Source organism: Micromonospora sp. NPDC005206 (genome assembly GCF_040608175.1).
Classification (GTDB): domain Bacteria; phylum Actinomycetota; class Actinomycetes; order Mycobacteriales; family Micromonosporaceae; genus Micromonospora.
Map to the genome: position 1 here is coordinate 199,674 of NZ_JBEXHU010000014.1, position 13,834 is coordinate 213,507.

A 13,834-nucleotide genomic window follows, 5' to 3' on the forward strand; every position below is an offset into this window, starting at 1 on the left:
ACACCTGTGCGAGTAGCCTGCGGGCGTGGAGTGGCGCAACCGGTGGTACCTCACGATCCGCTGGGACCGGGCCGGCAACAGCCCGGCCGGCGTGACCGTCATCGGGCGCGTCGTGGACTCCCCCGCCGAGCTGCGCTACCTGGTCGACCGGGCACGCGCTGACCCGCACGTGGTCGCCCTCCCCTACCGCCAGGTCCGCGAGCTAGTCGGCCACGAGCCGAACGAGTGCCACAACGGGCACGGCTACGCCGGCGGCTCGGCGACCACGCCGATGCGCGACTGGTGGCCGTGCCGCTGCGGCGGGCACCTGGTCATCCGCTGCCGCATGTGCCCCGACGTCCAGGTGGAGCCGCCGGTCGGCGCGGACTGCGACGCCCACGACCACCGCGCCGGCGGCGGCTAGTCCGCCTGGCGGACCAGCGCCCGCTCTGAATGGCCCCACTGGCGACGCACGTGGTGACCGCCCGACACGGGACCTACGACCGCCGCGCGGGGTTCAGCATGCGGTCGTAGACCAACCCAGTGGCTTGGGCCTGGACGTACTTGTCGATGAGGTCGACGAGCCAGTCCCGCGCAGACCATTGCGTCGGCTTGTACAGCCGTAGGGCGGTGTTGAGGATGACGTCGCGGGCGGCGAGGTCCGCGTCCCGCTGCAGGCGAGAGCGGGTGTACGCAGAGCCTGCTGGCTAACCTCATCCAGAAGGAAGGCAGCGCGGGCAAGCTCGAACGGATCGGCCACGAAATAGGCGAACGAGTTCTCGCTACCGCATAGCGGCCTCGGAGGTCGGAGCCGCGAACGGGTAGCAGTCACCGTCGTCCCTTGGTTCGGTCTGGGGCGCCTCGCATGCGGCCGGTGGAGTCGACTTCCAGGCCCGTTCACGTGAACTTTGGTGAGCGTCGGTACGGGACGGGCCGCGGTCGGAATGATCAGCGGCAGGAATCGTCTTCGCGCGAGTCGTCCGAGGTGGTGCCATGTCCGACACAGTGACTCATCCAGCGGGTCTCTCGCGCACCTGGTACCGGCCGATGGTCGCCCGCCCCACCGACGAGCCGTACCGGACGGTGACTCCGCTGGAGTTGCTCTTCGATCTGTGCTTCGTGGCCGCGGTGAGGCAGGCCGCCGACCGGCTGCACCACAACCTGGGCGAGGCCGACATCGGCCACGGGATCGGCCTCTATCCGGCGGTGTTCTTCGCGATCTGGTGGGCGTGGATGAACTTCACCACGTTCGCTTCCGCGTACGACCCCGAGGACGACGTCTACCGCCTCACCACCCTGGTCCAGATCGCCGGGGCGCTGGTGATCGCCGGTGGCGTACCTCGCGCCTTCGATCACGGCGACTTCTCCGTCATCACCTACGGGTACGTGATCATGCGGCTGGCGATGGTCGGGCAATGGTTGCGCGTCGCCCGCAGCGACCCGGAGCGGCGGGCCACCGCACTGCGCTACGCCGTGGGGATCACCGTGCTGCAGGCGGCCTGGATCGCCCGGCTGGCACTGCCCGACCGGTGGCTCCTACGCGGCTTCCTCGTGATCGTCCTCGCCGAACTGCTCCTGCCGTTCTGGGCCAGGCGCCCCGCTCCGATCATCTGGCACCCACGCCACATAACCGAGCGGTACGGGCTATTCACCATCATCGTGCTCGGCGAGTCGATACTCGCGGCTAGCCTCGCCGTCCAGACCGCGTTCGACAGAGGGATCAAGACAAGCACTCTGCTGTCGATCGCAGGCGCCGCCGTCGTGATCGTCTTCGCGATGTGGTGGCTGTACTTCGACCGCCCCGTTTACCAACTGGCTAGCACGCCGCGCGTGGCGCTGCTCTGGGGATACGGCCAATACCTGATCTTCGCTTCCGCCGCCGCGCTCGGTGCGGGCATCGCCGTCGACGTGGACTACCAGACCGGCGCGGCGCACCTTGGGCGCATGGCTGCCGGATACGCGGTGGCCACGCCGGTCGCAATCTACCTACTCGCAGTCTGGACGCTGCACATCCGCCCCTATCAACAGCTCAAGACGACCGTGCCGTACTTGGCCACGACGGCGCTCGTACTGCTGACACCGTTCACGCCGGCACCGGCGCGCCTGACCGCTCTGCTCCTCGCCACCCTCGTCGCCACCACCGTGATCGCTACCCGGCGCAGGCAGGGCGCCGGCGGGACCGCGACGGATCACTAGCCTCGGCCTGTCGCTAAGTGTTACCAAGGGTGGCCGACCGCTGGTTGATCTTTCCGTGTGGTTCGTCCGGCATATGGGCATGGCGGTTACCCGGCGAGTGGCGGGTTCCTCGGGGAACGGGTCGTCGGGCGGAACGGGTGAGGCGGGCGGGGACGTGTAGCAACCGGTGACGCGGTGTTGTTGAGGCGGGCGATGGCGGGACGAGGTATCGGTCAATCTGCGGGACGGCGCCGTCGTCGTCGCGCAGGATCTCCCAGCACAGTGTCCGGCCACTATCGTCCAACGGTGATCTCGACCGAATGGTGCGTTCTTCACTGAAGCTCCCGGGCGCCCGGTATCGGCTTCAACCGATCTAGGTCATGTGCAGCGGTGCCCGCGAGGGCCTCGACCCGCGTGCCGCGGAAGCGCACTCCGTGCAGTGCCAGGCGGCGGAGATCCTCAGGTAGGTGTGGGCGCACGGCCAGAGTATCGGGCTCCGGATCGATGCCGAGCATCATGCGGAGCAGCATCATCGGCGCACCAGCGGCCCATGCCTGCGGGGAGCAGGCGGTGGGGTAGAGCACGGGCACCAAAGTGTTCTTTCGTGGGTAGCCTGCGAGTGCCTCGGGCAGTCGATGGCCCAGATGATGGCCGGCCTGCAACAGCCCCATCGCGAGTTGGTTGGCCTCATCGCGGTGTCCGTACCGGGCAAGCCCGGCTGCGGCGATCGCGGTGTCGTGCGGCCAAACGGTGCCGTTGTGGTACTCAAGCGGGTTGTAGGCTGGCTGCCCGTCGGCGAGGGTGCGCACGCCCCATCCCGTAAACATCCGGGGTCCGCAGAGCAGCGCGGCGAGCGCGTCAACGCGTTCGGGCGGCACGATCCCGCTCCACAGCAGGTGTCCGATGTTGGAGGTCAACGTGGTCACCGGCTTCTTGTCCCCGTCCAACGCGAGGGCGTAATAGCCGAGGTCGGGTAGCCAAAAGTCGGTGTTGAACCGGCGATAGAGTTCCTCGGCGTCGCGTTCCAGACGCTCGGCGAGGCCGGGGTCGTTCCAAATCTCCCGCGCAAGCCGCGCCGTTCGGCGGCGCGCGTCGTAGGCATAGCCCTGAATTTCGCAGGTAGCCCGGGGAAGCTTGGCGAGGCTGCCGTCGGGGTGGACCACCGAGTTCCAGGAGTCCTTCCAGCATTGGTTGACCAGACCGCTGCCCGGGTTGCGAGTCTGGTATTCGATGTAGCCGTCGCCGTCGGGATCGCCGTACGTCTCCAGCCACCGCAACGCCGCGCGGGCCGCGGGCTCGAGGTCCTGGACAGTCTGCGTGTCACCGGTCCACCGTTCGTACTCGTCTAGGACGATCAGGAACAGCGGCGTCGTGTCAGCGGCGCCGAAGTACGGGGACTGCGGACGTTCGCCGAAATGGGCACGCTCCCCGTTGCGCAGTTCGTGCAGGATCTTGCCTGGTTCGGCATCGCGGTGGTCGTCCTCATGGATCGCCTGCCGCTCGGCGAGGGCCCGCAAAGTCGTATAGGCAAGTTCGGGGTGGAACGGCAGCATCTGATAGCTGACTAGGAGGCTATCGCGGCCGAACACCGCCATGAACCAGGGCAGCCCGGCGGCGGGCAGAGAGGCTTTGTCTCCAGGGAATGGGTAGAACCTCAGCGCGGCGAGGTCGAGAAGACTGCGGTGGTAAATGTGCAGCAAGTCGTCCCAATCCGTGTCCAAGATGGGTGACGCGTCCAGCCATTCCCGAATGGTGCAAGGCATGTCCGGGCAGCGGTGGTGGCGCTCTAACGCCACGTCCACTTCCACCCCGACCCGGATGTTGATGTCGACGTCCCACTCTTGCGCAGGTGGTAGCTCATGTCGGAAGGTGAGCGATTCTTCGGTAACGAACGCGCCGGGGGCGTCGATGTGCGTTTCCCGGCAGAAGTCGGCGCGGCTGTAGCCCAACGTGATCCCGCCGTCGCGCCGATGGCGGTACAGATGGCCGGTTTTTGACATCTGGTCCTTGACGTCGAAGATGTCGGCGAAGTCGGCGTCGAATATCATCGTGAGTTCGAACGCGACCGGCGTGTTGCCGAAGTTGTGGACCGTGATGCGCTCCTGCATGCCAGTCGCCACGGCACGGCGGCGGGTGACAGACAGCGACGGGTTCCGGTAGATCGTTCCGGTCGGCTCGATCAGAAAGAAAACAACTTCGTCGTACTCGAGGTTGTCCGCGCTCAGCGCCTCCAGTTGGTGGCCGTTGAGGCGCAGCTGCCACCGCGATAAGTGCCGCATGTCGCGATAGAACAGCCCGTCGGGGAAATTAGCGGCCGGGTTGATGTCACCCTGCCGGTCGCTTACAACGAAGGCGTCTCCCTGCAGGATATTGATCTGGTCGAGCCGCACGCTGCCCCTCCGCTCTGGCCACACGAGCCGCCGCCGCTGGCCAGTCCGGTGCCTGTGGGGTGGTGGTTACCCTTCTAGGTGTGGTTACACCACGGCTTCCGCATCGGAGTGTTAGCCGGACACGGGACAATCTGCCCACCGCCAGCGTCGGCCCTTCCGAAGGGGCGGCAAGTGAGGGTGGCGAGGTCGTCGGCCACCACGGTCGCTTCGACCTGCGCGCACAGCACACCGACCTTGACCTGTGCATACGCCGGGCTTGACGCGGCGGTCGGCGCCGGGGCGCTATCGCCGGAGCATCACCGCCGGGGTCGCGACCCGGCCCGGATCGTGGCCGGCCTGCCCGCGGCGCAGCGGAGCCAGCGCCTCCGCGTAGCCGGCGGACAGCGCAGTCACTTCGACCCTGGCGTGCTCCAGCGCGGTGCCTCCCGGTCACCGGCCACCCGGTCAACGACCGGGCGGCCAAGGAGACTCTCCGGGCCCGGCTCGGCCACGCCGTGCACCCGGATCTCCGTCGTCCCCACTCCGTACCACCAATCTTCTCGTCGCTGGACGGGCGCGGATACCCGCCGACCGGGCCGGTACGCCCCCACCGCGGACCTTACCGCTGCGGAGGAAGCTGGGGCACGACGCGGACCAGCGCTGGTCCGCTCAGCGGACTAGCCCGGCAGCCGCGGCCTCCCGTGGCCGCCGAGGTGCCCGACGATGCCACCGCCGCGCTTCTTCTGCTCGATCACCGAGCACGCCATGCACAGCAGCAGGCACGCCCCCGGCGCCCGGGTCGCCGCCGCCTGCTGGTTCGGGCCGATCCACATGTCCGTGCCGCAGTCCACGCACTGCGTCACCGTATGGTCGATCGTCGGCACGTACGGCGGGACGCCCATGCCCTCCAGCAGCTCGTTTATGTTCGTCGGCGGACACGCCAGCATCAGCCGCTTCTCTCGCTCCATCGTGAATCTTCCTCACATCTCAACGGTCGCCGTCGCGACGACCCGGCCGTCCGCGTCGACGCGCACGCCGGGGCCGCGCACGTCGCCGCCAGCCCGGCGCACGGCCGCGATCCTCTCGAACACCTGCTTGCCGAACCCCAGCCGCTCCACCGACGGCACCACCACGGTGTCGGCCAGGCCGTCGCCGACGTCGGCGACCGTCTCCCGCCAGCCCTTCGCGCTGACGTGCTCGCCGACCACCTCGTAGCCCTGCTCGGTGCACCAGCGCTGCGCCGTCTTCGTCAGCTCCTCGATGGTGGCCCGGCCGCCGCGTACGGCCCGCAAGAACACCACGGCCCGGCGCCGCACCCAGCGGCGGGCCTCGGCGTCCCACCGCGCGTGCTCGTACAGCCGGTTGAGGTCGGGCCCCGAGCCGGGCACCTCCGGGGCGCACCGCGCCCACGTCCGGGCCTCGGCGTCCCAGCGGACGTGCCAGCCGAACTCGCGGGCCTCGCGGTGGCCCGGCCAGTCGCCGGTCCACGTCGACGCGCCGCAGTCGTGGCCCGCGGTGTCGGCCAGGGCCCGGCAGTACATGCGCTTCAAGCCGCGCACCAGGCACTCGGCCACGTCGCAGTCGTCCGCGTGCGTCTCGCCGATGGTCACCTGGCAGGCGGGGCAGGTGCCGCGCAGCAGGTCGTGGTCCACGGGTTCCTCCGTGCTGGTCGGTCGGGCCGTCGCGCCGGGGGGGGGCCCCCGGGGGGGGGGGGGGGCCCCCCCCCCCCCCCCCGGGGGGGGCCCCCCCCCCCCCGCCGCGGGGGGGGGCGGGCGGGCGGGCGGGCGGGCGGCGCGCACCGTGTGGGTGCGCGCCGCCGGCTGCCGACCCGTGGGGTCAGACTCACTCGTCGCCTTCGGCTGCGGGCTCGCCCGCGTCCAGGTCGGCCTCGGCGCACGGGTCCGGCTCGACGTCCTCGGCATCGGGCTCGGGCTCGGGCTCGACGTCGTGCTCCGGCAGGTCCACGTAGACGACCTCCTGGTCCTCGCCGTCCTCCTCGGCGTCCTCCTCGGCGTCCTCCTCGGCCTCGTACGCCAGGCGCTCGGCTTCCTCCTCGGCCTCGGCGCGCTTCCGCTCCTCCTCCTCGGCGATGAGGGCGGCGCGCATGTCCGCCTCGCCCTCGGACAGCTCGTAGCCGTCCTCCTCCAACCTGTTCAGCCACAGCACGATCAGGTCCTTGTGCGCGACCCACCGACCCTCGGCGACCTGCTCGACGTTGTGCTCCTGCGCGCCGACCAGCCGGGCGACGAGCAGCCGGTTCAGCCGGTCCTGCCCGGCGGTCGCGCCCTCGACCAGCTCGCCGCCGGCCAGCGCCTTGATGAACTCCCGATCGACGCGGTACTGGAGGAAGTCGGGCCACACCACGGCGAACCGCATCGCCTCGACCAGCAGCGCCTTCGCGCCCTTCGCGCTGCCGTACTTCTCGACGAGGAACCGGCGCCGCACGGCCCCGGACTCCTTGAGCCGAGCCGCCCGCTCCTCGCGGGCCTTGTCGGCGGCCTCCTTCGCGGCGACCTCGGCCGGGCTCTTGTAGTAGCTGTGCCCGGTCCGCTTGTAGTCGTGCGCCTCGGGGTCGAGGCAGACGATGAGCGCGCTGGCCGAGTCCCACCGCTCCTCGATGACGGCGGCGTACCCGTCGAGCGTCTTCACGGCCTCGGGGTCGATCTCCTCGCCGTCGGCCGTCTGGAGCTGGTCGACGCGCGCCATCGCGCAGTTGTACGGCCACTCCTTCGGCTTCTTCACGATCTTCACGCCGGCCGCTTCCAGCTCGGCGGTGACCGCCGCGATGGCGTCCTTGACCTGCCGCTTGCGGCGCTCCTCCTGGACCTTGTGCTTGATCCCCCAGCTGCTTTCGACGTCCTTGAGGATCTTCTCCATCGTCTTCGGGTCGTCCTCGAACTCCTCCAGCTCGGCGACGTCCTCCAGGGACAGTTTCCCGGCGTCGGCCGCCGCGGTGGCGGCCTCGCCGAGCTTCGTCAGCTTGAGCGCGGACTGGACGTGCTTCTGCGCCCGGCCGGTCCGGCGGGCGATCTCGGCGACGTCCAGGCCGAAGAGCTCCAGCTGGGCGTACCCGGCTGCGCGCTCGCTCTCGGTCAGGTCGACGCGCTGGTCGTTCTCGACGAGCATCGCCACGATCTGCGCCGGGGCCATGCCCACCAGGTCGGGCCGCACGAGGCACGGCACCGTCTGGGTCAGGCCGTCGGGCCATTCGCCGGCTTCGAGCGCCTCGGCGGCGGCTGCGGCCCGGCGGTGGCCGGCGACGATCCGGTGGCCGTCGTCCTCGGGGACGACGGTCAGCGCCTGCAGAACGCCGCTGGCGGCGATCGAGTCGCGCAGCTCGGTCAGGTCGCCGAGCTGGTTGCGCAGGTTGCTCGGGTGCGCGAGCAGGTCGCGCGGGTCGATCTGGGCGAGGTACGGGGCCTTCTTGGCCCGGGTTCGCGCCTTGGTCGGTGCGGTCACTCTTGGGTCCTTCCTACTCCACGTGAACAGGCGTACAGCTCGGGCTGTACATATTCATTGTATCATTCAAGATCATCACCGTCTAATCGTTACCGGCCCTGACCTGCGGTTTTGGCTCGCAGCGGCGACGCCACCACAGCACGACGGGACTCCTTCGACCGGAGGTACGTCACGCCGTGCACCAGGGCGTCCAGCCGGTCCGGAGAGTCGCCGGACTCCGGCGTCCAGGTCGTCAGCTGGTCCTCCATCACCGGGAACGCGCCGACGTGGTGCACCCGCGGTGGGTCGACCTCGTAGCGGGCGGCCACCGGCTCGGCGCGCACCCGCTTGCTCACGCGGGCCTGCACGACGTCCAGCGGCGGGTCGCCGCCAGGCAGCAGGCCCTCCTTCTGCATGGCAACCCACGCGTCGACGAGGATGTCCCGCATCCACGCCGACGAGCCCTCGTAGATCACTACGTCGGCGTCGACGTCCAGGTAGCACTGCCAGATCCGCCGGGCGGCGGCCATGCCGGCGATCTTCATGCTCCGGTCGGCCAGCACGTAGTGCTCGCCGTCCTCGCCCCGGCCGACGGCCACGATGCCCGTCTCGTCGCTCGTCTCCGACACGGTGTCCGCCGGGTCGACGCTGACGACGGTCCGGACCAGCTTCGGCAGGTCGTCCTTGTCGACGCGGCCGGCCTCGATCCACGCGCTCTTCCACAGTGCGCCGTCGACGTCGGTCAGCAGCTCGGCGTCCAGCTCCTGCCGACCGAGCCGGGTGCCGCCGTACTGCTCCAGCAGCTCCTCCAGCGCCTCGGCGCTGAGGTTCGCCGCGTTGTCCAGCGTCTTGCCTCGGGTGATGACCACCCGGGGCCGGCGGCTGCGCGCCTTCTGCTTCGCCGCCCGGGTCAGCAGCTTCTTCACGTGCGGCAGGGGCTTCGGGGTCGTGCTGATGACCATGTGCGGGCTCTCGGCCTCGCGCATGCAGAACCAGAGCATGTCGAACACGCCCTGCGCCGTCTGCACCGGCCAGGCGGCGTACTCGTCGCACCACACGCCGTCGAAGTCGTAGCCGCGGAGGATGTCGGGGTCCTGCGCGCCGAAGCCGCGGATGATCGCGCCGTTGCGCAGCTCCAGGTACGGCTCGCTCTTGTTGAACGTCTTCACGTCCTTCGGCGGCACCACGGCCAGCAGGCCGGCACGTCGGGCCGTGAAGCAGACGTTGTACACCTCGCGGTGCGTCTTCGCGATCACCGCGTAGTGCCCGCCGGGCTTCGCCGTAGCCCACTTCCGGACCGTCTCGGCGCCGGTGCGGGTCTTGCCGAAGCCACGGCCGGCGAGCAGCATCCAGATCCGGTACGCCCTGTTGGGCTCCAGCTGCTCGGACCGGGCGTGCCGGGGCCAGTCGTACCGGACGAGGCCCTGGACCTCGGACACCTCGCGCAGGTAGGCGGCCAGCTCGGCGTCGGTCATCATCGCCGGGTCCGGGTAGGCCAGTAGCATCGGTCAGCGCCCGTTCCGCATCTCGGCCTCGCGGTCGCGCAGGTCGACAACGGCGCACCAGGCGAGCAGCAGCAACGGGCACAGCATCAGCGCCGGGCAGCCGAGGCCGGCGAGGCCGGCGAGGCCGGCCCAGCGGACCGCCGCCCACAGCGTCAGGGCGGTCAGCCCGAACCAGCCGGACAGCAGCAGCCGCCACGCCCACACCCGGCGGGTCAGCGTCCGCCGCTGCGCCCGGGTCGGGCCGACACGGGCGCGGCCGACAGCCCGCTGGCGCGGCTGCACGTTCAGCGCCGCCCACGTCTGCGGGCCGACAACGGGCCCGCCGGGTCGGTACGCCGGCTGCGCGGCGGCCGGCGCGCGGTGCCCGGCCAGCAGCCGCGTCGACCGCAGGCCCCGCCTCACAGCGCCACCGCGACCACCACCACGGTGGCCACGCTGGACGAGGCGAGCAGCAGCCCGCCGACGGCGATGCACCACACCGTCCAGCGCGGTGCCCGCACCTCCAGCGCGAACCACACCTCGCCGTCAACCCTGCGCCGCTGGCTCACCGGCCGTCTCCTCCTCGTCCTCGTCCTCGTCGCCGTCGGGGTCGTCGGCATCGCCTGCGGGTCCGGCCTGGCCGGCACGGGCCGCCGCCTCCGCCATCAGCGCTCGGAAGAAGTCGGCGCGCTGCTGCTCGCTCATCTGGTCGACCTCGGCGCGGATCGGGCCGCCGTCCGGGCCGGTGTGCGCGGTCGTCGAGTCCGGCAGGCCCAGGGCCAGGCGCTCGACGCGGGTCGCCACCTCCAGCCAGCGGGCGATGTCCCCGGGGCCGAGCTTCGACGCGTCGAGGTTCTGCAACCGAGTCACGAGCTTCCCTTGCAGCGCCGAGGCGATCCGGGCGTGCCGCCTGGCCATGTCGCGCCGCTGCTCGGCCAGGCCCTCGACGTACAGCCGGTCCTCTTCGCGATCCCACGTCTGCGCCCGCTGCACCCACTTCCAGGTGCTCGCCAGCTTGTGGAGGTAATCCCGGCTCTTGTGGACCTCGGTGGCGACCTTCGCGACGGTGCGGGTGCGGCCCAGGTCGCGGTACAGCACGAAGTACCCGTACGCCTTCTCGGGCTCTCGGCGCTGCCTGTCCCAGGGCAGGATCTCCGGCTCGCTCATGGTCACCTCCTCGTGCTGTGGTGCGTGGTGCGGGCGGCCCGGTCTGCGGGGAAGTCAGGCCGGGCCGCCCTGTCTCAGCGGTGTCCGGGGGCTCGTCCGCCGGGCATGGGGGGTCGGGCGATCGCCGCGTTGCCGTACATCAGGGCGTCGTCGAGGCTGGTCAGCACGAGGGACGTCTCCCGGCCGGCGGGCAGGGTTCGCATCGCCTCGGCCATCAGCACCTTCACGGCGGTACGCCACGCCAGGTGACGCTCGGCCTGCTCCAGGTTCTTCGGCGGGTGGTGGTCGCAGCGGCGGTCCAGCTCGTAGCGCTGGCGCTCGTCCAGGCCGGCGTATGGGTCGTCGGGGCGGTCGGGCATCTTGCTCCTCCTCATGGGTTCGGCCGCGGTGCGTACCGGGCCGGGTCGGGGGTCAGGCGGGCCACAGGTGGATGCAGCCGGCGAGCAGGCCGCCGACGATGACCACCACCACGAAGGCGGTCAGGGCGTACGGCATCCGCACCGGGGCTCACCCGGCGAGGTAGTCGGCGGCCAGCAGCTCCAGGGCTCTCCACCGCTGGTGGGCTGGCACCTCGCCCTTGCGCACGAGCTGGTCGACGGCGCGGGCCACCACGGCGGCTGCGTCGGCGGGCATGGAGCGCGTCTCCAGCACCGTCTCGATCGGCACCAGGCGGTTGACGTTGCCGATGGGCTCCCCGGACTCGGGGTCGAACCACACGCCGTCGCGCAGCTCGCCGAGGTGCCGCTCGAACACCTGGAGGATCAGGCCGAGTGCGGTGGCCACGTTGCCGACGTTGTGGGCGCCGTGGGTCGTCGCGAGCGCGTCCAGGGTGGCTTCGTAGTCGCCGTACCCGGCGAGCCAGCGGGCGTCGGCCTGGACGAGCTTGCGGGCCTCGTCGAAGGAGGCGCGGGCGGCGTCCAGCTCCATCGGCAGGAACACCAGCTGCACCGTGGCGAAGTCGAGGTTCGCTTCGGACAGGCCCTCCAGGTCGACCTGCGCGAGCAGGTCGAGCTGCTTGTCGTCCAGGCCCGAGTAGGCCCGCCAGTCCACATCGTCCAGCTCCTCGTAGAGGTGCTTCAACGTGGCCGGGTCGTCCTCGCCCTCGATGGCGTTGTGCGACAGCTGGAGCGCGACCTGTCGGGCGCGCGAAAGTTCCTGGTCGACCACGATGACGTCGACGGCGGTCAGGCCGACCTCGCGGGCGGCCATGATGCGGTGGTTGCCGGAGAGCACCACCATCCGCTCGGTGGCCGCGTCGTGCCAGACGAGCGGCGTGCTGGTCAGTGCGCCGTCTCGGCGCACGTTGGCCACCAGGCGGTCGAACGTCTCCTTGCGCATGTACCGCGCGTTGACCTCCAGCAGCGTCAGGCTGGCCGGGTCGACCGTCTCCCGGCGCAGGTTCAGCGGCTCGTCGGCGTCGCTCACCGGCCGTCTCCCCGGTACTGGATGGCGAAACCGGGGATGCCGAGACCGAAGTCCGGGTCGGCAGTCGCCGGCCGGATGGGCGCGTGCAGCACGAACTCGTCCGGGGTGCAGGCGGGCCGGTTCGGCATCATGCCGGCCGGCACGCCCGTCCAGCGGAACCGCTCACCACAGCCCGGAGCGGCGCAGCGGATCGAGAGCTCCGCGATGTACGCCACCACCGTGGGGTCGTCGCCGGAGACGGTCAGCCGCTGCACGTCGGCGTCCAGGTGCATATCGGTGTGCGGGCACGGCTTGTCCGGGTCGGCCGGCTCGTGCCGGAACTGGCCGTGCTTCGCGCAGACGCCGACGTCGGCGCCGAGGCCGCACCGGTAGCTGAACGGGCCGTCCCACTCCTGCTTCGGGCACCCGGCCGGCTCGGCGGCCGGCTGCTCGCCGCTGCGGTGGTCGTCGCTCATCGCTTGTCCTTCCCGTGGCGGCGCTTCCACTCCGCCAGCGCCTCAGCCAGCGTCCAGTCGCCCAGGGGGCCGCCGTACTGGAGCTGGTACCGGTGGATGCCGTCGGCGGCCGGCTCGCTGCGCTTTTGCAGCTTCACGCCGGGGATCCCCCGGCCGTACTTGGCGCTGTTCGGCCGGTCGGTGAAGGCGGTCGTCGACCAGGCGGTCAGCCGCTTCGACAGGGACCGCTGGAGCAGCAGCTGCGCCTCGCGGCTGGCGGCCGCCATGACGATCAGCTTCGCCAGCCGCCGGTACCGGGTCCACGACACCGGGAAGTCGCTCATCAGGTAGGCGCAGGCCGGGTCGAACTTCGGCGGCAGGTACGCGAACGCGCCGACGAGCTTGCCGTCGACGCTGACGCCGCAGGCGAGCAGCGGCGACCCGGGCAGGATCGTCTTGCTCATGAACTGCGAGCGGACGGCGGCGAACTGGCCGCCGTTGAGCACGTGGATGGCCATGCGGTCGCCGAGGTCCTCGGCGGGCCCGATCTTCGGCATGAGGATCGGGGCGACCTGCTGGGCGGGCGCGACGACGCGCCGCGCTCCGGACGACGCGTAGACGTAGATCGGCATACCGCGGTTGGAGGTCTGGACGACGCCGCGCAGCCACGGGCGCAGCTCCTCGCGGGCGATGTGGAGGCCGAGGATCCAGTGGGGCCGGTCGAGGACCGCCCCGATGATCTCTTCCTTGCCGTCCTCGTCGAGCGTGTCGTACGTCGGCGCCGGCCAGTCGAAGAACTCGTCGATGCCGGCGAACTGTGCCTCGTAGTCCCCGGCGTAGAACGGCGGGAACATCGCCACCGGGGCGTCGTCGGGCACGACGTCGCGCAGGTAGTCCCGCACGTCGCCGCAGTAGTACGAGGCCAGGCGTAGCGTCAGCGCGTTCAGCTTGGCGACGGTCTTGGCGTGCATCGTCGGGAACTGGCCGACGGTCGCCCGGACCATCCGCTCGTAGTAGACGCCGGGCCGCCCGACGTACTGGAGGAACCGCGTGCCGAGCATCAGCGAGGCGAGGGTGTCCGTGGAGGTCGTCAGGTACGGCTCCAGCCAGGCCAGCTCCTCGCGGTGCTCGTCCTTGAGCTGGTAGTCCAGCTCCCGGCCGGCGAGCCACCAGCCGAGCGCGCTCGAGTAGGACTGGACGTCGTTGCCGTGGATCGCGCGCTGCTCGCCGGGCCGGCTGTGCAGCGTCCGCTCGATCGTGAAGTTGCCCGAGCAGCCGACGTACAGGTCGGTGTCGGGCCAGGACTCGGCGTGCTCGTAGATGATCGAGCGCAGGTCGGCCGGGATGCTGCCGTGGAACACGC

Annotated in this window: 14 protein-coding genes; 2 read left to right on the forward strand and 12 right to left on the reverse strand. The window is 70.7% G+C overall.

Features of this window, described 5'->3' with window-relative positions; all coding sequences use genetic code 11:
- Positions 1-25 precede the first annotated feature (25 nt).
- Positions 26-403 carry a hypothetical protein gene (locus tag ABZU69_RS22630; RefSeq protein WP_354966327.1) on the forward strand — a complete coding sequence of 126 codons (378 nt, stop codon included), beginning with the start codon at positions 26-28 and terminating at the stop codon, positions 401-403.
- A 569-nt stretch (positions 404-972) separates the two neighbouring features.
- The gene (locus ABZU69_RS22635) at positions 973-2,175 is read left to right on the forward strand and encodes a low temperature requirement protein A (protein WP_354966328.1); all 1,203 of its coding nucleotides are present in this window, start codon (positions 973-975) and stop codon (positions 2,173-2,175) included.
- Between the two features lie 311 nt (positions 2,176-2,486).
- Here the strand turns inward: ABZU69_RS22635 and ABZU69_RS22640 are convergent, their stop codons facing one another.
- The 12 genes from ABZU69_RS22640 to ABZU69_RS22695 all read right to left on the reverse strand — a co-directional run bounded on the left by ABZU69_RS22640 (position 2,487) and on the right by ABZU69_RS22695 (position 13,832).
- Positions 2,487-4,544: a glycogen debranching N-terminal domain-containing protein gene (locus ABZU69_RS22640; protein ID WP_354966329.1), complete on the reverse strand. Its 2,058-nt coding sequence runs from the start codon at positions 4,542-4,544 to the stop codon at positions 2,487-2,489.
- 656 nt (positions 4,545-5,200) lie between these two features.
- Positions 5,201-5,491 carry a hypothetical protein gene (locus ABZU69_RS22645; protein ID WP_354966330.1) on the reverse strand — a complete coding sequence of 97 codons (291 nt, stop codon included), beginning with the start codon at positions 5,489-5,491 and terminating at the stop codon, positions 5,201-5,203.
- A 12-nt stretch (positions 5,492-5,503) separates the two neighbouring features.
- Positions 5,504-6,175, reverse strand: coding sequence for a recombinase family protein (locus tag ABZU69_RS22650; protein ID WP_354966331.1), 672 nt, complete (start codon positions 6,173-6,175; stop codon positions 5,504-5,506).
- Between the two features lie 190 nt (positions 6,176-6,365).
- Positions 6,366-7,982, reverse strand: coding sequence for a ParB N-terminal domain-containing protein (locus ABZU69_RS22655; protein ID WP_354966332.1), 1,617 nt, complete (start codon positions 7,980-7,982; stop codon positions 6,366-6,368).
- Between the two features lie 89 nt (positions 7,983-8,071).
- Positions 8,072-9,466, reverse strand: coding sequence for a terminase family protein (locus tag ABZU69_RS22660; protein ID WP_354966333.1), 1,395 nt, complete (start codon positions 9,464-9,466; stop codon positions 8,072-8,074).
- A 3-nt stretch (positions 9,467-9,469) separates the two neighbouring features.
- Positions 9,470-9,868: a hypothetical protein gene (locus ABZU69_RS22665; RefSeq protein ID WP_354966334.1), complete on the reverse strand. Its 399-nt coding sequence runs from the start codon at positions 9,866-9,868 to the stop codon at positions 9,470-9,472.
- Positions 9,865-10,014 carry a hypothetical protein gene (locus ABZU69_RS22670; RefSeq protein WP_354966335.1) on the reverse strand — a complete coding sequence of 50 codons (150 nt, stop codon included), beginning with the start codon at positions 10,012-10,014 and terminating at the stop codon, positions 9,865-9,867. Before ABZU69_RS22670 ends, ABZU69_RS22665 begins: the two co-directional genes overlap by 4 nt.
- Positions 9,992-10,612, reverse strand: a complete 621-nt coding sequence (locus ABZU69_RS22675; protein ID WP_354966336.1) for a hypothetical protein — start codon at positions 10,610-10,612, stop codon at positions 9,992-9,994. Before ABZU69_RS22675 ends, ABZU69_RS22670 begins: the two co-directional genes overlap by 23 nt.
- 74 nt (positions 10,613-10,686) lie before the next feature.
- The gene (locus ABZU69_RS22680; protein WP_354966337.1) at positions 10,687-10,971 is read right to left on the reverse strand and encodes a hypothetical protein; all 285 of its coding nucleotides are present in this window, start codon (positions 10,969-10,971) and stop codon (positions 10,687-10,689) included.
- Positions 10,972-11,119: 148 nt separating this feature from the next.
- Complete coding sequence (locus ABZU69_RS22685; RefSeq protein ID WP_354966338.1) at positions 11,120-12,037, reverse strand: ParB N-terminal domain-containing protein; 918 nt, start codon at positions 12,035-12,037, stop codon at positions 11,120-11,122.
- Entirely contained in the window at positions 12,034-12,492 is a 459-nt protein-coding gene (locus tag ABZU69_RS22690) for a hypothetical protein (protein ID WP_354966339.1), read from the reverse strand. The genes ABZU69_RS22685 and ABZU69_RS22690 overlap by 4 nt, the downstream gene beginning before the upstream one ends.
- Complete coding sequence (locus ABZU69_RS22695; protein ID WP_354966340.1) at positions 12,489-13,832, reverse strand: hypothetical protein; 1,344 nt, start codon at positions 13,830-13,832, stop codon at positions 12,489-12,491. Before ABZU69_RS22695 ends, ABZU69_RS22690 begins: the two co-directional genes overlap by 4 nt.
- Positions 13,833-13,834 lie beyond the last annotated feature (2 nt).